Genomic DNA, 18050 nt, shown 5'->3' with positions numbered 1-18050 from the left:
TTCCATGAATTCCCGGGACGCGGGCCGCAGGCTTTGCGCCCAGAGGGGGTGGGTGGCATAACCCCCCGCATCGTGCGGTTGCTCTTCCACCTTCCCCTCTCTCCCTTCTCCCGCAAGGTGCGCCTGGCCCTCGGCGAAAAGCGCATCCCGTTCGACATGCGCGTGGAGCGCGTGTGGGAGCGGAGGGACGATTTCCTCGCCATGAATCCCGCCTGCACCGTGCCCGTGCTGCAGGAGGACAATGGCCTGACGATCCCGGATTCCTGCGCGATCTGCGAATACCTGGACGAGGCCTATCCGGACACGCCGCTGCTCGGCCGCACGCTGGCCGAACGTGTCGAGGTGCGCCGCCTGGTCGCCTGGTTCGACGGCAAGTTCCACGCCGAGGTCGGCATGAACCTGCTGTACGAAAAGCAGATGAAGCGGCTGATGGGCCGCGGCAACCCGGATGCCACGGCGATCCGCGCGGGCTATGCGAACATGCGCCCGCACCTCGAATACATCGGCTGGCTGGCGGAGACGCGGCCTTGGCTCGCGGGGCCCATGCTCTCGCTCGCGGACCTCGCGGCGGCGGCGCATCTCTCCGCGCTCGACTACATCGGCGACGTGGACTGGACGCTGAACGAGGCGGCCAAGGACTGGTACGCGCGCATGAAGTCGCGCCCCGCCTTCCGCCCGCTGCTCGGTGACCGCGTGAGCGGCGTGACGCCGCCGGAACACTACGCGGACCTGGACTTCTAGAGGCCCTACCGCCGCGCCGGCCCGGCTTCGATCAGCGCCATGTTCTGCGCGGCGAGGTCCGCCGCCGCCGCGTCCGGCGCCAGTTCGATCACGCGTTCCCAATCCGCCCGCGCCGCCGCGCCCTCGCCCTGGATCTGGCGGATGATGCCGCGCTCGAGCAGCGCCTCGACATTGTCGGGCTCGAGCCGAAGCGCCTCCGCCACGCTCTCCCCTGCCGGCCCCACGCGCTCCAGCCGGCGCAGCGCGGAGGCCCGCAGCACCCAGGCCGAGGCGTTCGCCGCGTCCCCGGCCACCGCTTGCTCGGCATCCGCCAGTGCCTCCGCCGGACGGTCCAGCGCCAGCAGCGCCATCGCACGCTCGCTCAGCAATCCGGGGTCGGACGGTGCCAGCGCCAGCGCCAGCGTCAGCGCCGCATGCGCGCGCAACGGCTTGCCGGCGGCGATCCAGGCTTCCCCCGCCTGGCCGAACACCGCCGCGCGCGCAGCGATGCCGGCCTGGCTGCGCGAGGCGATGCGTTCCAGCGCCTCGGCCGCGCGCTCCGCCTCGCCCAGCGTCAGCGCGGCGAGCGCGGCGCAATGCGCGGCCCCTTCGCCGCCGCCTTCCATGCCCCAGGATTCCGCGAGGCTGCGCGCGCCCTCGGGGTCGTCATCTAGCATGTCGAGGCAGCGCTCGTATTCCGGCGCATCGGTCAGCCGCGGCGGATCGGGCGGCGTCGGCAGCACGTCCTCCCGCCCCTCGCCGCCGAGGAACCACCATGCGCCGCCGCCCGCGAGCAACAGCACCGCGGCGCCGGCGATCAGGATCCGGAAGGGAAACATGCGTGCAATCTACCGCCCGCCCGGCAACCGTGCCAGACCGGAGCGTCGGAGGTGACGATGCTGCTCGTGGCGGGGCTCGGCTTTGCGGGGATGGCGGCGGCGCGGCGTGCGGCCGCATCCGGATGGACGGTGGCCGGCACCGCGCGAGAGCCTGCCGGAATCGTCGCACCCGCCGGCGTCGCCGTCATCGCCTTCGCTGCTGCCGGCGATGCCATTGCGCGCGCCTCCCACCTGCTCGTCACGGCACCGCCGGGGGAAGCGGGCGACCCGCTCATCGCCGCCCATCGCCCGGCGCTGGAGGCCGCTCTCGCGGCAGGCACGCTGCGCTGGATCGGCTACGTCTCCACCACCGGTGTCTATGGCGATCGCGGCGGCGCGGAGGTCACGGAAGCGACGCCCCCCGCGCCGGGACAGCATCGCAGCCGCCGCCGCCTCGACGCCGAGGCGGCTTGGCGTGCGCTCGCCGCGGGGCGCGCCGCGCTCGACCTGATGCGCGCGGGCGGCATCTACGGCCCCGGCCGTTCGCCCTTCGACGATCTGCGCGCCGGCACGGCGAGGCGCGTGCTCAAGCCCGGCCACGCCTTCTCGCGCATACACCGCGACGACATCGCCCATGCCGTCCTCGCGGCCATCACGCAGGACCTGCGGCCCGCGCCGCGCGTGCTGCACCTGGTGGATGACGAGCCCGCGGAAAGTGCCGAGGTCATCGCCCACGCCGCGCGCCTGCTCGGCATGGACCCGCCGCCGGGCATCCCCTTCGAGGAAGCGCGCGCCCGCATGTCGCCCATGGCGCTCTCCTTCTGGGCGGAGAACCGGCGCGTCGCGAACGCGGCCACCAAGGCCGCGCTCGGCATCGCCTGGCTCTACCCGACCTACCGGGAGGGCCTAGCCGCCATCCTCGACGAGGAGCGGCGCGAGGGTCTCGCCCAGTAGCGCCAGGTCCTGCGGCCGCGAGAGCCGGTGGTCGCCGTCCTTGATGAGCGTCACGCGCACGTCGCCGCCGGCCAGCGCATCGGCGATGCGCAGCGCGTGCTGCCACGGCACGTCCGGATCCTGCTGGCCTTGCAGGATGCGCACCGGTGCCTCGATCGGGAGCGGCCCGCGCAGCAGCAGGTGCTGCCGCCCATCCTCGATCAGCGCGCGGGTAATGGGGTAGGGGGCGCCGTACTCGCTCGGGCGGCGCCACTCGCCGTCGCGCTCGATCGCGGCGCGAACCTCGGGCGGGAATTCCGCCCACATCAGGTCCTCGGTGAAGTCGGGTGCGGGGGCGATGCCGACCAGCGCACGCACCTGCATCTGCCGCGCCTGCAACTGCTGCGCCTGCATCCGCCGCGCCAGCAGCAGCGCGATCCAGCCGCCCATCGAGGAACCGACGAGGACCTGCGGGCCTTCCGCCTGCGCCGCGATGACGCAGGCGGCGTCCTCGGCCCAGCGGCCGATGGTGCCGTCCTCGAAGCGGCCCTGCGAGGTGCCGTGGCCGGAATAGTCGAAGCGCAGGAAGGGCACGCTGCGCGCCTCGCACCAGCCGGCGAGGAATTCCGCCTTGGTGCCGGTCATGTCGCTGAAGAAGCCGCCCAGGAAGACCACGCCGGGGCCGCGGCCGGGTATGCGACGCCAGGCGAGGCGGACGCCGTCGCCGCGGTCGATCGTACCGTGCTGCTCCATCATGGGGTGGGCGTGCCCAGGGAGGGTTCTGCCCTCCCCGGACCCCTCCCGCCAAAGGCCGAAAGGCCTTTGGAAACCGGGACTTGATCGGGCACGGGCTCCACGGCGGCACCCGTCGTCACGGACGCGCCATGCCGCTGCCCGATGAATCTCATGGGTTCCGAGGGCCTTTCGGCCCTCGGCGGGGTGGTCCGGAGGGGCGGCGCCCCTCCGGGAATCGTCGCGCCCCTCACGGCCGCGGCAGCCCGCGCCGCACCAGCGACGCGAAGAGCGCCCCTGTCCCGAAGGTCCAGGGCGGGCATTCGTCGGTCCGGTCCACCTCGTTCATCAGCGCCCCCAGTCGTGGACTCGAGACGCGCACGATGTCGCCCTCCCTGTGCGTGAATCCCATCCCCGGCGCGCCGCGGTCCTTGGAGGGAGAGAAGGGCGTGCCGAGGAACAGCACCGCCCCGTCCGGATACTGGTGGTGCGCGCAAATCATCTGCGCCGCCAGTTCGGCCGGGTCGCGGCTGATCGCGCCGACCGCGCCGCGCTCGTCCAGCGTGAAGCCGTCCCGCCCGCTGATGCTCAGCGCGATCTCGGCGCGCCGCACGTCCTCCAGCGTGAACCCCTCGTCGAACAGCCGGATCGCCGGGCCGATCGCCGCCGAGGCGTTGTTGTCCTTCGCGCGCCCGAGCAGCAGCGCGCTGCGTCCTTCCACGTCGCGCAGGTTCACGTCGTTGCCGAGCGTCGCCCCCTGGATGCGGCCGCGGCTGTTCACCACGAGCACCGCCTCCGGCTCCGGGTTCGACCATTGCGAGGTGGGATGCACGCCGACCTTCGATCCCGTGCCGACCGCGGCCATGGGCTGGCACTTGGTGAAGATCTCCGCATCCGGCCCGATGCCGACCTCGAGGTACTGGCTCCACCAGCCCTTGGCGACCAGCGCCGCCTTGACCTTCATCGCCTCCGCGCTGCCGGGCACCAGGTTGGCGAGGTCGTCGCCGATGATCCCGCGCACCTCGAGCCGCACGGATGCGGCGGCCGAGGCGTCGCCGCGGCAGCGTTCCTCGATCACGCGCTCCAGCATCGAGCGCACATAGGTCACGCCGGCGGCCTTCACCGCCTGCAGGTCGATCGGCGCGAGCAGCCAGGGCTTCGCGGGATCGCGCGCGTCGTGCGCCGAATTGGCCAGCAGCGCATCGAGGTCGAACGCCAGCGGCGCGCCGGTCCTGCGGATGGCGGCGGCGGGGGTCTCCTCCTCCATCCAGCGCGACATGGTGCCGAAGGCCGGCGTCATGTCGAAGGCCGCGCCGCCGATCATGCCGATGATGAGCGGCCCTTCGGCCGTCATGACGCGCGCCGCGAAGGTGCCGGCCGCCATGTCGGGCGGCAGGCAGGTTCGGTCCAGGCGCATGCTCGTGTATCTCCACCGTTCGACCGGACAGGCTGACGGTGCGGGCCGATGCTGCCAAGGGGGGGTCAGCAGGCCGGCAGCAGCGCCTTGCGCGGCGAGGTGGGCGGTCGGGCCGTCCGGCGAGGCGGGGCGAGGCCCTGGCGTGCCCGCCAGATGGCGTGGCGCGCGGCGATGGCGCGGGCGAGGGCGGCAGGATCGCGCGTGCCGGCCGCGGCCAGTGTCGCCGCATCCGGCGCGCCGCTGCGGTCGACGTCCAGTTCCTCCTGCAGGTCGGCGAGCGCCTGCATCGTCCCCGCCTCCACCGCATAGGCGAAGAGCGCGAGATCCGGCCCCGGCCGCAAGGCGTCGGCGCCGAGCGGCGCCCAGACCATCTGGCGCAGGATGCGCGCCGCGGTTTCCCGGTCCAGCCCGCGCAGCGCGGCGGCATCGGCAGGCCCGCCGATCCAGACGGAGAGCAGGCCGAGCCCGATCCCGTGCGCGGCCGGGCCGCCGAACAGTGGGTCATGCGGGGTGAAGCCGCCGCGTGCGGCCATCACGGTCGCGGCGCAGGCGGCGAAGCGGTCTGGGGCGGCGGGCATGGCGCAGGATGAGGCCACCGCGGTTAAGGAAGGCTTGCGCCCCTGTCCCGCCATCGTGCGCCCGCACCCCACCGGACCCGCGTGCGGACATGCCAGGCTAAGGTGCCGGGCGCCTCAGGGCGGAAGGGCGTCCTTCCACGGATAGCCGTCCCGCGCCTTGGCGTAGCCGTAGTCGAACAGCGCGCGGAGGAATTCCGTCGCGAAGGCCTCGCCCGCCGGCTCCGTGAAGTCGTCGTCGATATGCGCGAGGCGGAAGGCGATGCCATGCCGCGCGGCCGCCGCCTGGATGCGGAAGATGTCGCCCACCCCCGCGGCGGTGATCAGGGTGGAGATGGCCTGCCCGGTGATCGCGAGGATGCTCCGCCGCACCGGCCCGCCGCGCCCGTGCAGCCAGCCGTTGCGCACGACATAGGCGGTGACGTTCGGCGGCGTCAGCCCGGCGCGGATCCGCTCCGTCCGGCTCTCGCCGAGGCCGGGGGGGTAGAGATAGGCCTGCGCGTAGGTGCCGCCGTCCACGTGCATCTCCTGGTGCGGGCGGCCGTTCACCGTCACGTCGATCATCACCGGCGAGAAGAGGCCGGGGACGGAGGCGGAGGCCAGCAGCACCTGGCGCACGAGGGCGAGGGCGCGCGGATGCCCGCTCTCCGCGATGGCGCCGATGTTCCAGGCCACCGGCCGCTGCGCGTCGAGATTGGTGGTGGCGATCACGAGCTGCCGCCCGGCGCGGTAGCCCTCGGCGATCTCCGCGAGCAGGCGCTCGTCCATGTAGTGCGCGATGATGTGCGCGAGCGGCGCGCTGTCGGCCAGCGAATCCTCGCTCAGCAGGGCGAGCCAGCCATGGCGTTCGAGGATGTCGGAGGGGGCGATCGCGGTGTAGGCGGCGCGCAGATCATCGTCGCGGTGCGGCCCGGCGAAGACCAGCGGCGCGGTCAGGGCGCCGGTCGAGATGCCGGTCACGACATTGAAGCGGGGCCGGTTGCCGCGGGCGGTCCACCCGCAGGCGAGGCCGGCGCCGAAGGCACCGTTCTCGCCCCCGCCCGAGAAGGCGATGATCGAGCCGTCCGGCAGGGGTTCCCGCGGGCCGAGGCCCAGAAACCGGCGCTGGCGGCGCCCGGCTTCGTTGAATTCCTCGATCATGCGCGGCAGATCGATGTGGTCGGCCACGCAGAAGCGCTCGTTGTGCAGGCCGAGCACCGTGGCGTCGCGGATATCGCGCACCGGCACCGGCGAGCCGCGCGGCAACAGGCCGCAACCCGCCAGCATCGCCCCCGCGCCGAGGACGATCCCCCGGCGCCCTGTCACCGCCGCGCCCGCCACGCATCCTCCATCCGGGGAGCCTATCGCGGCAATGCGCCGGACAGGAAGGGCCCCCGCGGTCAGATCGGCGGCTGCTTCGTCCAGTCGTAGCCGCGCCGCGCGCGCTGGAACCCGTAGTCGAAGAGCTGGCGCATGTAGGCCTGCTCGAAGGGTTCCGTGTAGGTGCCGGTGAAGTCCCGCCCGATGAAGGCGAGGTTGTAGTCCACCCCGTCGCGCTGCGTGTTGTTCCAGATGCGGACCACGTCGTTGAGGCCGCTCGCCGCGATCATGGTGGAGATGGCGCGGCCCGCGATCGGCAGGGTGCGCCGGTCCACCGAGGCCCATTCCGGGTCGAGCCTGCCGTTGCGGATCACGTAGGCGCTGGCCGGAACGGTGCGGATGCCGCGCGCCGCGCGCTGGCGCCGCGCCTCGCCGAGCTGGCGCGGATAGAGGAAGACCTGCGCGTAGGCGCCGCCGTCCACGTGCATCTCCTGGTGCGGTTGGCCATCGACGGTGACGTCGATCATCACCGGCGGGAAGGCGCCGGGGATGGCGGCGGAGGCGAGCAGCAGCCGCCGCACCAGGTCGAGCGCACCGGGATGCCCGCTCGCCGCGATGGCGCCGATGTTCCAGATCACCGGCATCTGGGCGTCGAGGTTGGTCGAGGCCACAAGCAGCAGCCGCCCCTCCTGGTAGGCCTGCGCGATGGCCGCGCGCATGCGCTCGTCCAGGTGGCGGGAGATGGTCTCGAAGAGCGGCGCGTTGTCCGCCATCGCGTCGTTGAACACCGCGCCCAGGATGCCGCGGCTTTCCAGCACCTGGGCCGGCGTGATGTCGGTGTAGACGCTCTTGAGCGGCGCGTCCCAGTCGGAGCCGAGGAAGGCGAAGGGCGCGGTCAGCGCGCCGGTCGAGACGCCGGTCACCAGTTCGAAGGTCGGGCGCGTGCCCTGTTCGGTCCAGCCGCAGAGCAGCCCGGCGCCGAAGGCCCCGTTCTCCCCGCCGCCGGAGACGCCGAGCATGTCGTAGCGCGCCATGTCCTGGAACCGCCGCAGGCCGAGATGGCGCACGCGGCGCGCCGCCGCCGCCTCGAACTCGCGCTCCAGCGCGTCCATGCCGCGGGTGGGGGAGCCGAAGAAGAAGCGTTCGTTTGGAATGCCGAGGACGGTGGCCTCCGCCTCGCGTTCATGCGGCACGGCGGGGCTGCGCTGGGGCGACGAGCAGCCGGCGACGAGCCCTGTCGCCCCGAGTGCGCCGAGGCGCAGCAAGCTGCGCCGCCCGGTTCGCGTGACGTCATTCGCGCGCGCATGCGGCATGCCGGAATCCCTTGCGATTGGCGCCGAGACCTTAGAGCAGATTGGATCAGGCGGGAAACGGTCGCCGCACTGGATGCGAATTCACGATATCCGGGCGGATCGCATGCGCATGGCAGCGGGGTCGCGTGCGGGAGGACGGCCATGTCAGCCCCGACGCATGCCGGCGACGGTGCGCGGCTGTTGCCGGAGCGCGGCGGCGCGTCCACTCTCGGGGCAAAGAAGACCACGACGGAGGACGCCCATGACCACCCGCCGCGCCGCCCTCGGCGCGCTTGCCGCCGCCGGCACGCTCGCCCTTCCGCGCCTCGCGCACGCCGCCTGGCCGGGCGATCGCCCGATCGAGGTCATCGTCCCCTACCCGCCGGGGGGCGGGGTGGACACCATGGCGCGCGTGGTGCTGCCGGCGGTGCAGGCCAGGCTGTCGGGTGCGCGCTTCGTGGTGGTGAACCGCGCCGGCGCCGGCGGGCAGCTCGGCTGGGAAGCGGCCTTCGCCGCCGCGTCGGACGGCTACACCCTGGCCGCGACCAGCGTGCCGGCACTGGTGACCTATCCGATGGAGCGCCAGGTGCGCTACCGGCCGCTCGACTTCACCTTCATCGCCAATGTGGTGGACGATCCGGGGGGGCTTTTCGTCGCGGCGAACTCGCCGCTGCGCACGCTGGCGGACCTCGTCGCCGCGGCCAAGGCACGGCCGGGGCAGCTCTCCTACGGCACCACCGGCATCGGCTCGGACGACCACCTGCTGGTCATCGCGCTCGAGGACCGCGCCGGCATGCCGCCGATGACGCATGCGCCCTTCAACGGCATGGCGCCGCTCGGCACCGCCCTGGTCGGCGGGCATGTCGATATCGGCGCCTTCAACATGAGCGAAAGCCTGGCGCTGCTGCAGGCGGGGCGGATCCGCTCCCTCGGCCAGGCTTCGCTGACGCGCTGGTCCGGCACGCCGCAGGTGCCGACCTTCCGCGAGCAGGGACAGAACATGGTCAGCGGCGCCACGCGCGGCATCGTCGCTCCGCCCGGCCTGCCGGCGGATATCCGCACGCGACTGGAAGCGGCCTTCGCCGCCGCCATGGCCGATGCGGACTTCGTGAAGGAGGCCGAGCGCCTCGGCCTGCCGCTCGCGCCGCGCATCGGCGACGACTACCGCAGCGACGTCGTGGGGCTGGAGCGCGACCTGCGCGGCCTGTGGCAGCGGCGGCCCTGGCGCGAATCGTGAGCGAGGCGCCTGAACTGAAGGTCCAGGCCGGCGCGCTGCGCGACCTGGTCCGATCCGTCGTCGCCGCCACCGGCAGCACCCAGGAGGAAGCCGAGGAAGTCGCCGCCCACCTGCTGGAGGCCAACCTCCAGGGGCACGACAGCCACGGCATCATGCTGCTGCCGCGCTACGTGGACCACGTGCGGCAGGGGAGGCTGCACCCCAACGTGACGCCGAAGGCGATCCGGCAGGAGGCCTCGCTCGCGCTGTTCGACGGCGGCATGGGCTACGGCCAGCGGGTCGGGCGCATCGCCATGGACTGGGCGATCAACGCCGCCCACGCGCATGGCCATGCGGTGATGGGGCTGCGGGACGTGCACCACCTCGGCCGCATCGGCACCTATGGCGAGCAGGCGGCGGCGGCGGGGATGATCTCCGTCCACTTCGTCAACGGCGTCTCCGGGCCGCCGGCGGTGGCACCCTTCGGCGGATCCGACGCGCGGCTGTCCACCAACCCGGTCTGCATCACCGTGCCGGGGGCGAGGGCAGGGGAGGCGCCGCTGGTGCTGGATTTCGCCACCTCCGCCATCGCGCTCGGCAAGTGCCGCGTCGCCTTCAACGCGGGGCGGCCGGTGCCGGAGGGCGCGCTGGTGGACCATCGCGGCCAGCCGACCACCGATCCCGGCGTGCTCTACCGGGAGGGACCGCGCGGTGCGCTGCTCTCCTTCGGGGCGCACAAGGGCTACGGGCTCGCGCTGGTGTGCGAGGTGCTGGCCGGCGCGCTGCTCGGCGGCGCGACCGCCTGGCGGCCGGACCAGCGCAACCGCGGCATCGTCAATTCCTGGCTCGCCTTCGTGCTCGATCCGGCGCGCTTCGGGGATCTCGATGGGTTCCGACAGGAACTCGCGGCGGTGATCGACGACGTGAAGGCCTCCCCGCCCGCCGACCCGGAGAACCCGGTGCTGGTGGCGGGCGAGAAGGAACGGATCACCAAGGCGAAGCGGCTGGCCGAGGGCATCCCGGTCGATGCGACCACCTGGGGCAACCTGGTGGCGGCGGCGCGGAGCCTCGGCATCGCGGATATCCCGGAGGCGCGCTGACCGCGCGCCGCCGCATCCCCTTGCGTCCTTGCGGGCAACTTCACCCGATCAGGCGGTTCCTCTGATCGGGATCCGCGCTACCCGCCGGGCGCACCGGGCATCATCCGCCCGCTCGCATCCGGCGCGCAGACCAGCCCCGGACCGGTGCGCCCCGCCGCATGGATCACCTGCCCGGCGGCCGGCACGGTGCCCGTCGTCAGCCAGCCGGGCGCCAGCACGTCGACGCCGTCCAGCCGCATCAGCAGGTCCTGCGCCGGGTCGATGACCGCGGCGGCCATGCAGGTCAGGCTTTCATGGATGGCATAGAGCGTGCCGGCCTCGAACACGCCGGTCCGCAGTGCCGCCATGCCTCGCTCGCGCGACCGGGCGAGCGCATCGGCGTCCACGCGGGCGAGGTAGATCGTATCCGTCGGGATGCCGTGCCTGAGCGCGAGGTGGGCGAGCGCTTGCCAATGCGGCGTGACATTGGCGGTCGGCAGGTAGCGGATGCGCGCATGGCGCCGCGCCGCCTCGTCCCAGAACCCGTCCCGCAGGGGCGAGTTCCAGGCGCTGCCCGCGACGCGGGCCTCGCGCGCGATGGGCAGCCAGCCGGCCGCGCCGTCCCCGGCCTGCAACAGGAGCGCCACGGCGAGCGCCACCCGCCCCCGGCCGCGCCCAAGGCGGCGGCACAGGATGATGGCGGCGCCGAACACCACCAGATAGGACAGCGGCCAGATCATGCGCCCCGAGGAGCGAAACATCGCCACCCAGCGTTCCAGCGCCTCCGGCAGCGGGATGGTGACGAGGACGAGGCTGCCGAGCGCGATCTGGTTCGACAGCGAAAACACCGCCAGCGCCAGGACCGCCGCAAGGAAGGGCCGGTAGGGCGCGGGGATCGGCGGGCGCTGCTCCTTCCGCACGACCCACAGCGCCGCGACGAGCAGTGCGACGCCGCCGGTGCCGATATACCCGAAGCCCTCGTAGTCCCCGGCCCCGCGCGGTTTGCCCGGGATGACGAAGGACCAGGCCGATTGCGGGTCGAGCAGCGTGAGGAGGTTGGCGCGGAACAGGCCGAAGCCGAAGTCCGTGAGGCCGCCGCCCGCCATGGGCCGGAAGCCGCCGAGCCACAGCGCGCCGGCGACCACCGCCACCATCGCCGATGCCTCGAGGGCAAGGGCCGCCGCGCCCTGCCCGAGGATCCGCCGCCGCGCGATGTCCGCGAGCCAGAGCGCCAGGCCCATCGCCAGCAGGTAGGCGTTCACCAGCGCCGCCACCACGCCGAGGAGCAGCCAGGCCGCCCCCTGCCGTCGGCCCGGTGGGCGCAGGCACAGCCACGCCGCCCACAGCAGCACCCATTGGCCGAACAGCGCATAATGGCCCGTCAGCGCGTGCGGTCCGGAAAGCCGCCAGAGCAGCACCGGCGAGAAGCAGGCGAGCGCCGCCACCAGCAGCCTCGCCACCGGGTCCGCCAAGTACAGCCCGGCCAGCCGATGCGCGAAATGCGCCTGGAGCACGAAGCAGGTGAGCAGCCAGGCGCCATGGTACTGCCAGGGTCCGGTGGCCGGCGCGATGGTCGCCTTCAGCAGCAGGGCGACGAGTGGGACGGCGTCCACGAAGAAGATCGTCGAGGCGATCTCGAGCCCGTAGGCCGGGTTCCCGGCCGGCGGCCAGGTCCAGGGCGAGCCGCGAAAGAACGACCAGCCGAGGTAGTAGGTGGCCGCGTCCCGCTCCTGCATCCAGGCGATGTTGCGCGGGTCGAGCACCCCCGGCCCGAGGATGACGGCGAAGCAGGCGGCCCCGGCGAGCAGGGCGGCCAGGACCTCCCACCGGGGTGTCGCGGCGGCGCGCGCCTGCCGCGCCTCGGCGGGCCGGACCTGCGATGCGCTCACGTGATCGGAACGCCTGCCGCGTCCTTCGCCGTGCGGATGGTCTGCAGCGTCTGCACGCGCATGACCGAAGGCGCCCCGGTCAGCCGGCCGGTCAACTCGTTCTCATGCGCGGTGTCGCGCGCGACCAGCCGCAGCAGGAAGTCGCCGCCGCCGCGGATCATGTGGCACTCGCGCACCTCGGGCCAGGAGGTGGCGAGGTGTTCGAAGGCGTCCAGCACCGCCTGCTTCTGGGATTCGAGGCCGACCAGGGCGAAGAAGGTGATCTCCCAGCCCAGCGCCACCGGGTCGATGTCGGCGTGGTAGCCGCGGATGATGCCGCCTTCCTCCAGCCGCCGGACGCGGCGCAGGCAGGGCGGGGCGGAAAGGTTCACCCGCCGGGCCAGCTCGACATTCGTCATCCGGCCATCGGCCTGCAATTCAGCCAGGATGTGCCGGTCGACCGAATCGAGTCCGGGGTCGTCGTGTTCGCGGGGCATGTACGGAAATCGCTTGTTTCGTTGCTCGAGTGAATGGTCTGGCGCAATATCATTGCACGTGCCCGCAACATCAAGGCACCAGGGTTGCGACACGCGCGGGGCTGACCGATATCGGACGCAGCGCAACAGGAATGGGACCCGCCTCGTGGCCGAGACGCACCGCACTCGCCTTCTTATCATCGGCGCCGGCCCGGCGGGGTACACGGCGGCGATCTATGCCGCCCGCGCGGGGCTGGAGCCCATGGTGGTCGCCGGGCTGCAGCCGGGTGGGCAGCTGACCATCACCACCGACGTCGAGAACTACCCCGGCTTCGCCGAGACCATCCAGGGCCCCTGGCTGATGGAGCAGATGCAGAAGCAGGCCGAGCATGTCGGCGCGAAGGTGGTGTACGACATCATCACCGCGGCCGACCTCTCGCGCCGGCCCTTCCGCGCCACCGGCGATTCGGGCGATTCCTACGAGGCGGACGCGATCGTCATCGCCACCGGCGCGCAGGCGAAATGGCTCGGCATCCCGGGGGAGAAGGAACTCGGCGGCTTCGGCGTTTCCGCCTGCGCCACCTGCGACGGCTTCTTCTACCGCGGCAAGGACGTGGCGGTGATCGGCGGCGGCAATTCGGCGACGGAGGAGGCGCTCTACCTCGCCAACCTCGCCCGCCACGTCACGCTGGTCCACCGGCGCGATTCCCTGCGCAGCGAGAAGATCCTGCAGCAGCGCCTCTTCGCGAAGCCGAACATCACCGTGCTGTGGGACACGGTGACGGAGGCCGTCCTGTCCGACGCCTCCGGTCGCGTGCCCGTCGCGCGTGGCCTCGCGCTGCGCAATGCGCGCACCGGGGAACGCAGCGAACTGAAGGTGGACGGCGTCTTCGTCGCCATCGGCCACGCGCCGGCGACCGAACTGTTCAAGGGCCAGGTGGAGATGGACGCGGAGGGCTACATCCTGACCGTGCCCGGCACCGCCCGCACCTCCGTCCCCGGCGTCTTCGCCGCGGGCGACGTGCAGGACAAGATCTACCGCCAGGCGGTGACCGCCGCCGGCACCGGCTGCATGGCGGCGCTGGAGGCCGAGAAATTCCTCGACTCCGCCGACGCCGAAACCGAGCAAGTGGCCGCCTGATGCCGATCGACTGGGACAAGCTCCGCGTCTTCCACGCGGTCGCCGAGGCAGGTTCCTTCACCCATGCGGGGGAGACGCTGAACCTCAGCCAATCGGCGGTTTCCCGCCAGATCCAGGCGCTGGAGGAGGCACTCACCGTGCCCCTTTTCCACCGCCACGCCCGTGGCCTGATCCTGACCGAGCAGGGCGAGACGCTGAACCGCACCGTGCGGGAGGTCTTCGCCAAGCTCGCGATGACCGAGGCGCTGCTGACCGAGAGCCGGGAACGCCCGGCCGGGCGGATCAAGGTGACGACGACCACCGGCTTCGGCAGCGCCTGGCTGGCGCCGCGGCTGCGCCGGATGATCGACCTGCATCCCGAGATCAGCGTCACGCTGCTGCTGGACGATTCCGACCTCGACCTCGCGATGCGGGAGGCCGACGTCGCCATCCGCATGCACCCGCCGCGGCAGCCGGACCTCATCCAGCGCCACATCGCGACCTTCGGCTGGAAGGTCTGCGGTTCCCCCGCCTATCTCAAGGCGGCGGGCATCCCGCAGCGGGTCGAGGACCTCGATGCCCACCGGCTGATCGTCTACGGCGACTACCGCCCGCCGATCGACAACATCAACTGGCTGGCCGAGGCCGGGCGCCGTGCCGGCACGCCGCGCCGGGCCGCGATCGAGATCAACTCCCTGCCGGGGATGATGGAGGCGGTGCGCAGCGGGCTCGGCCTCGCGGCGCTGCCCGACTACATCAGCACCGACATCGACGACCTGGTGCAGGTGCTGCCCGGGGTGAAGGCGCCGCGGATCGAAGCGTACTTCGTCTATCCCGAGGAGATGCGGCACTCGAAGCGGGTTTCGGTGTTCCGCGACTTCCTGATGGCGGAACTGGCGGCGGTGGGTCAGTGAGGGCATGCGTCCGCGCCTCACGCGGGCGTGAGAAGAAGCCATGCGGTATCTGCATATCGGAGTGGTGGTTATCGAGGCTCCTGCATGCCGAATTCATGGGTATTGTACGGACATCCGATGACTAGCTCGGATGGGGTCCTCAGGATCCCTCGTCTCCCAGACGTGAAGCCTCCCTGTTGACTTGGCCCGGCGCCTTCGTGGCTGCCGGGCCTTTCTTTTTGACCGACTGCGCCGGCCGGGCGGCCTTTGCGCGGCTGCCCACGCGGTCGATGCTGGCGACCCACGACACGGAGCCGCGCCATGCCCGACCCCCATCGCTGCGCCTGGGCCGGGGACGACCCCTTGATGCAGGCCTACCACGACGCCGAATGGGGTGTGCCCCTGAGCGATTCCCGCGCCCTGTGGGAAATGCTGATGCTGGAAGGCTTCCAGGCGGGGCTGTCCTGGATCACCGTCCTGCGCAAGCGGGAGGCCTTCCGCCGCGCCTTCGCCGGCTTCGACCCGCCCCAGGTCGCGCTCTTCGGGGAAGCCGACATCGCCCGCCTGCTGGCCGACGAGGGCATCATCCGCTCCCGCGCCAAGATCGAGGCGACCATCCAGGGCGCGCGCATCTGGTGCGAGATGGAGGACCGCGGCGAGAGCTTCGCCGCGTTCTGCTGGTCCTTCACCGGCGGCAAGGTGGTGAGGGGCGACGGGCAGAAGCTGCTGGCGGCGACGGAGCTTTCCGAGCGCGCCTCGAAGGAACTGAAGCGCCGCGGCTTCAAGTTCGTCGGCCCGACCATCGTCCATGCCTGGATGCAGGCGGTCGGCATCGTGAACGACCACACCACCGGCTGCTTCCGCCGCGACGCCCAGGATGGCTGACGCGCGCCGGCGTCAATCCCCCCGCAACACCCCGGTCCCGCCCCGGCTCGCATAGTACCGCAGTGCCCCCGGGTGCCAGGGCAGCACGGCATTGCGCACGAAATTGCCCGGCACCGTCGCCGCCGCCGCCGGATGCGCCTCCATCATCTCGGCGTGCGAATCGAAGACCGCCCTCACGATCTCGAAGGCGAGCGACTGCGGCATCCGTTCATGCGCCACCGCGAGGTTGTAGAGGCCGACCGTCTCGTAGTCCGCCATCAGCGAGGGATAAGTCCCGGCCGGGATCACCGAGGCGCCGAGCTCCGGCGCTGCCAGCCGCGCCCGCGCCACTTCCGCCCGCGACAGCGTCAGGTAGCGGATGGCGCGCTGCGCCTCGAGCCCCGCGATGGCCGGGAAGGGGGCACCGGCCGCGACCGCGATGGCATCGATCTCCCCGGCGCGGAAGCGTGCGGCGAGGTCTTCCCAACTGCCGAAGACGGGCCGCACCTCGACGCCGAGGTCGGCGAGCAGCCGCGGCTCGTACTCCGCCCCGGTGCCGCCCTCGGGGCCCATGCCGACCCGTGCGCCTGCCAGGTCCCCGATGCGCCGCGCCGTCGCGTCGCGGCGCACGACGAAGTGGAAGGGCGTGTCGTACATGGCGAAGAGCGCCCGCGCCGCGCGCAGCGGCCGCCCCCCGGTCCAGGGCGCCGCCCCGGCCCAGGCCTGGGCCGCCGCCCCGGTCGTCACGAAGGCGAGGCGCACCTCGCCGCGCTCGAGCAGCAGCAGGTTCTCGTTCGGCCCCGTGGTTTCCCGCACGCGCACCGCGATGCCGAGGTCCCGCGTCAGCACCCGCGCCAGGCCCAACCCATAGGCGTAATAGGTCCCACCCGCCGAGGCGGTGGCGAGCAGCAGCGCATCCGGCCAGTCCGGCTCGGCCGCGCGGGCGCGGGCGACCGGCAGGGCCGCCGCGATGCCGGCCGCGATCAGGGCCCTTCGCCGCGTCATCGCCGCCTCCTGCATGACCACGGCGCTCAGCGTCCGACCGGCGCGCCGGCCGCCTCCCCGGCGATCTCGTCGGCGACGAGCACTTCCTCGGGGCTGTCGGCCTCGGCCTCGGATTCATTGGCCAGCACGCGGCGCATGCGCGCGACGTCGAGCGCGCCTTCCCACTTCGCCACCACCACGGTGGCGACGCCGTTGCCAACCAGGTTGGTCAGCGCCCGCGCCTCCGACATGAAGCGATCGACGCCGAGGATCAGCGCGATGCTCGCCACCGGCACCGTGCCGAGGGAGGCAAGCGTCGCCGCCAGCACGATGAAGCCCGACCCGGTGACGCCCGCCGCGCCCTTGGACGTCAGCAGTAGGATGCCGATCAGCCCGAGTTCCTGCCCGAGCGAGAGCGGCGTGTTCGTCGCCTGCGCGAGGAAGATCGCCGCCATGGTCAGGTAGATGCAGGTGCCGTCGAGGTTGAAGGAATACCCCGTCGGGATCACCAGCCCGACCACCGACTTCTCGCAGCCGAGGTTCTCCATCTTCGCCAGCATCCGCGGCAGAACCGTCTCGGACGAACTGGTGCCGAGCACGATCAGCAGCTCCTCCTTGATGTAGGCGATGAAGCGGAAGATCGAGAAGCCGCAGAGCGCGGAGACGATGCCGAGCACACCCAGCACGAAGAGCAGGCAGGTGACGTAGAACCCCGCCATCAGCGAACCGAGCTGCAGCAGCGTGCCGATGCCGTAGCGCCCGATGGTGAAGGCCATGGCTCCGAAGGCGCCGAGCCAGGCCACCTTCATGATGTAGCCCACGATCCGGAAGAAGACGTGCGCCACCATGTCGATGACATGCAGCAGCGGCTTCGCCGGCTCGCCCAGCGCCTGCAGGCCGAAGGCGAAGAGCACGGCGATGAGCAGAACCTGCAGGATCTCGCCCTCGGCGAAGGCGCCGACCACGGTCGCGGGGATGATGTGCATCAGGAAATCGACGGTGGACTGCTGCGCCGCGCGCGCCGTGTAGGTGGCGATGGCGCGGGTGTCGAGCGCGGCGGGATCGACGTTCATCCCCACGCCAGGCTTCCACAGGTTGACCACGAGCAGGCCGATGACGAGGGCGATCGTCGTCATCACCTCGAAGTAGATCAGCGCCTTCACCCCGACGCGCCCGACCTTCTTCATGTCCTCCATGCTGGCGATGCCGTGCACGACGGTGCAGAAGATGATCGGCGCGATCAGCATCTTGATGAGCTTGATGAAGCCATCCCCGAAGGGCTTCATCTGCACGGCGATGTCGGGCCAGAAATGCCCGAGCACGACCCCCACCACGATCGCCGCCAGCACCTGGGCATAAAGGTGCCGCCACCAGGGATGATGGGCCCGTGAGGCGGTCGCTGCGAACGCATGCGCCATGGCGCGCGGCTCCTGCTTCGGCCGCGGGAACCGCCCCGGCAAGGCGGACGCGCGGCCGCATGGACGGGCGGCGCCGCGGGCCCGCCACGGCGCGCCCATCCTGGAACGACGTCCGCGGATCCGCGGCGTTCCTCCCTCGGGGCACAGCGCAGCACGGATCGACCCCGTTACGGAAGCGCCACGTGCATGGCCCCCGTTCCGCCACCGCAGACTTGCCTTGACGCCGGCCCCCGCGACGCCGTGCCATGCGCCGGGAACCCGCCACCAGGGACGGGACCGCAGGGAGGAGACGCATGGAACCCGCCAACCGCCGGCCGGGCCTGCGCGGCCGTCGTGCCGCCCTCGC

17 protein-coding genes are annotated in these 18050 nt (G+C 72.1%); 7 read left to right on the top strand and 10 right to left on the bottom strand.

Annotated elements, in window-relative coordinates:
• Positions 1 to 72: 72 nt before the first annotated feature.
• On the top strand, positions 73 to 741 hold the full coding sequence (gene fzlA, locus GXW76_RS13675) for an FtsZ-binding protein FzlA (protein WP_211862639.1): 669 nt from the start codon (positions 73 to 75) through the stop codon (positions 739 to 741).
• Between the two features lie 5 nt (positions 742 to 746).
• Here fzlA and GXW76_RS13670 read toward each other — a convergent pair whose 3' ends face one another.
• Positions 747 to 1559, bottom strand: a complete 813-nt coding sequence (locus tag GXW76_RS13670; RefSeq protein WP_211862638.1) for a hypothetical protein — start codon at positions 1557 to 1559, stop codon at positions 747 to 749.
• A gap of 57 nt (positions 1560 to 1616) precedes the next feature.
• Between GXW76_RS13670 and GXW76_RS13665 the strand changes: the two genes are divergently transcribed.
• On the top strand, positions 1617 to 2492 hold the full coding sequence (locus tag GXW76_RS13665; RefSeq protein WP_211862662.1) for a Rossmann-fold NAD(P)-binding domain-containing protein: 876 nt from the start codon (positions 1617 to 1619) through the stop codon (positions 2490 to 2492).
• On the opposite strand, the gene GXW76_RS13660 is transcribed toward GXW76_RS13665, so the two are convergent.
• The 5 genes from GXW76_RS13660 to GXW76_RS13640 form a co-directional block, all read right to left on the bottom strand.
• Positions 2445 to 3227 carry an alpha/beta hydrolase gene (locus tag GXW76_RS13660; protein ID WP_408904355.1) on the bottom strand — a complete coding sequence of 261 codons (783 nt, stop codon included), beginning with the start codon at positions 3225 to 3227 and terminating at the stop codon, positions 2445 to 2447. The two genes, GXW76_RS13665 and GXW76_RS13660, sit on opposite strands and share 48 nt — an antisense overlap.
• Before the next feature lie 226 nt (positions 3228 to 3453).
• Positions 3454 to 4620: a fumarylacetoacetate hydrolase family protein gene (locus tag GXW76_RS13655; RefSeq protein ID WP_211862637.1), complete on the bottom strand. Its 1167-nt coding sequence runs from the start codon at positions 4618 to 4620 to the stop codon at positions 3454 to 3456.
• 65 nt (positions 4621 to 4685) lie between these two features.
• Positions 4686 to 5198, bottom strand: a complete 513-nt coding sequence (locus tag GXW76_RS13650; protein ID WP_211862636.1) for a glycosyl hydrolase 108 family protein — start codon at positions 5196 to 5198, stop codon at positions 4686 to 4688.
• Between the two features lie 114 nt (positions 5199 to 5312).
• Positions 5313 to 6500: a patatin-like phospholipase family protein gene (locus GXW76_RS13645; protein ID WP_211862635.1), complete on the bottom strand. Its 1188-nt coding sequence runs from the start codon at positions 6498 to 6500 to the stop codon at positions 5313 to 5315.
• Between the two features lie 74 nt (positions 6501 to 6574).
• Positions 6575 to 7807, bottom strand: a complete 1233-nt coding sequence (locus GXW76_RS13640) for a patatin-like phospholipase family protein (RefSeq protein ID WP_211862634.1) — start codon at positions 7805 to 7807, stop codon at positions 6575 to 6577.
• A 241-nt stretch (positions 7808 to 8048) separates the two neighbouring features.
• Between GXW76_RS13640 and GXW76_RS13635 the strand changes: the two genes are divergently transcribed.
• Positions 8049 to 9023, top strand: coding sequence for a tripartite tricarboxylate transporter substrate binding protein (locus tag GXW76_RS13635; RefSeq protein ID WP_211862633.1), 975 nt, complete (start codon positions 8049 to 8051; stop codon positions 9021 to 9023).
• Positions 9020 to 10102, top strand: coding sequence for a malate/lactate/ureidoglycolate dehydrogenase (locus GXW76_RS13630; RefSeq protein ID WP_211862632.1), 1083 nt, complete (start codon positions 9020 to 9022; stop codon positions 10100 to 10102). Before GXW76_RS13635 ends, GXW76_RS13630 begins: the two co-directional genes overlap by 4 nt.
• 77 nt (positions 10103 to 10179) lie before the next feature.
• Here the strand turns inward: GXW76_RS13630 and GXW76_RS13625 are convergent, their stop codons facing one another.
• Both GXW76_RS13625 and GXW76_RS13620 read right to left on the bottom strand, forming a co-directional pair.
• Positions 10180 to 11970, bottom strand: coding sequence for a DUF6311 domain-containing protein (locus GXW76_RS13625; RefSeq protein WP_211862631.1), 1791 nt, complete (start codon positions 11968 to 11970; stop codon positions 10180 to 10182).
• Entirely contained in the window at positions 11967 to 12446 is a 480-nt protein-coding gene (locus tag GXW76_RS13620; RefSeq protein ID WP_211862630.1) for an Lrp/AsnC family transcriptional regulator, read from the bottom strand. Before GXW76_RS13620 ends, GXW76_RS13625 begins: the two co-directional genes overlap by 4 nt.
• 145 nt (positions 12447 to 12591) lie before the next feature.
• Here GXW76_RS13620 and trxB point away from each other — a divergent pair, with 145 nt between their 5' ends.
• From trxB to GXW76_RS13605, 3 genes are all read left to right on the top strand, one after another.
• Positions 12592 to 13566 carry a thioredoxin-disulfide reductase gene (trxB, locus tag GXW76_RS13615; RefSeq protein WP_338150959.1) on the top strand — a complete coding sequence of 325 codons (975 nt, stop codon included), beginning with the start codon at positions 12592 to 12594 and terminating at the stop codon, positions 13564 to 13566.
• Positions 13566 to 14459 carry a LysR family transcriptional regulator gene (locus GXW76_RS13610; RefSeq protein ID WP_211862628.1) on the top strand — a complete coding sequence of 298 codons (894 nt, stop codon included), beginning with the start codon at positions 13566 to 13568 and terminating at the stop codon, positions 14457 to 14459. The genes trxB and GXW76_RS13610 overlap by 1 nt, the downstream gene beginning before the upstream one ends.
• 300 nt (positions 14460 to 14759) lie before the next feature.
• Positions 14760 to 15323 carry a DNA-3-methyladenine glycosylase I gene (locus GXW76_RS13605; protein ID WP_211862627.1) on the top strand — a complete coding sequence of 188 codons (564 nt, stop codon included), beginning with the start codon at positions 14760 to 14762 and terminating at the stop codon, positions 15321 to 15323.
• 12 nt (positions 15324 to 15335) lie between these two features.
• Here GXW76_RS13605 and GXW76_RS13600 read toward each other — a convergent pair whose 3' ends face one another.
• The gene (locus GXW76_RS13600) at positions 15336 to 16307 is read right to left on the bottom strand and encodes a TAXI family TRAP transporter solute-binding subunit (RefSeq protein ID WP_211862626.1); all 972 of its coding nucleotides are present in this window, start codon (positions 16305 to 16307) and stop codon (positions 15336 to 15338) included.
• Between the two features lie 26 nt (positions 16308 to 16333).
• Positions 16334 to 17704 carry a dicarboxylate/amino acid:cation symporter gene (locus GXW76_RS13595; RefSeq protein WP_211862625.1) on the bottom strand — a complete coding sequence of 457 codons (1371 nt, stop codon included), beginning with the start codon at positions 17702 to 17704 and terminating at the stop codon, positions 16334 to 16336.
• Between the last annotated feature and the right edge of the window lie 346 nt (positions 17705 to 18050).

The sequence above is a fragment of the Neoroseomonas soli genome (assembly GCF_018129065.1).
Taxonomy (GTDB): domain Bacteria; phylum Pseudomonadota; class Alphaproteobacteria; order Acetobacterales; family Acetobacteraceae; genus Neoroseomonas; species Neoroseomonas soli.
The sequence above is the reverse complement of the archived record's forward strand: the minus strand, read 5'-3'. Positions and strand labels throughout refer to the sequence as shown.

Bases quoted from the DNA above. Each gene is read 5' to 3' on its own strand.
- GXW76_RS13670 (WP_211862638.1), bottom strand. From the start codon at position 1,559: ATGTTTCCCTTCCGGATCCTGATCGCCGGCGCCGCGGTGCTGTTGCTC.
- GXW76_RS13665 (WP_211862662.1), top strand. From the start codon at position 1,617: ATGCTGCTCGTGGCGGGGCTCGGCTTTGCGGGGATGGCGGCGGCGCGG.
- GXW76_RS13660 (WP_408904355.1), bottom strand. From the start codon at position 3,227: ATGATGGAGCAGCACGGTACGATCGACCGCGGCGACGGCGTCCGCCTC.
- GXW76_RS13655 (WP_211862637.1), bottom strand. From the start codon at position 4,620: ATGCGCCTGGACCGAACCTGCCTGCCGCCCGACATGGCGGCCGGCACC.
- GXW76_RS13650 (WP_211862636.1), bottom strand. From the start codon at position 5,198: ATGCCCGCCGCCCCAGACCGCTTCGCCGCCTGCGCCGCGACCGTGATG.
- GXW76_RS13640 (WP_211862634.1), bottom strand. From the start codon at position 7,807: ATGCCGCATGCGCGCGCGAATGACGTCACGCGAACCGGGCGGCGCAGC.
- GXW76_RS13635 (WP_211862633.1), top strand. From the start codon at position 8,049: ATGACCACCCGCCGCGCCGCCCTCGGCGCGCTTGCCGCCGCCGGCACG.
- GXW76_RS13620 (WP_211862630.1), bottom strand. From the start codon at position 12,446: ATGCCCCGCGAACACGACGACCCCGGACTCGATTCGGTCGACCGGCAC.
- GXW76_RS13610 (WP_211862628.1), top strand. From the start codon at position 13,566: ATGCCGATCGACTGGGACAAGCTCCGCGTCTTCCACGCGGTCGCCGAG.
- GXW76_RS13605 (WP_211862627.1), top strand. From the start codon at position 14,760: ATGCCCGACCCCCATCGCTGCGCCTGGGCCGGGGACGACCCCTTGATG.
- GXW76_RS13600 (WP_211862626.1), bottom strand. From the start codon at position 16,307: ATGACGCGGCGAAGGGCCCTGATCGCGGCCGGCATCGCGGCGGCCCTG.
- GXW76_RS13595 (WP_211862625.1), bottom strand. From the start codon at position 17,704: ATGGCGCATGCGTTCGCAGCGACCGCCTCACGGGCCCATCATCCCTGG.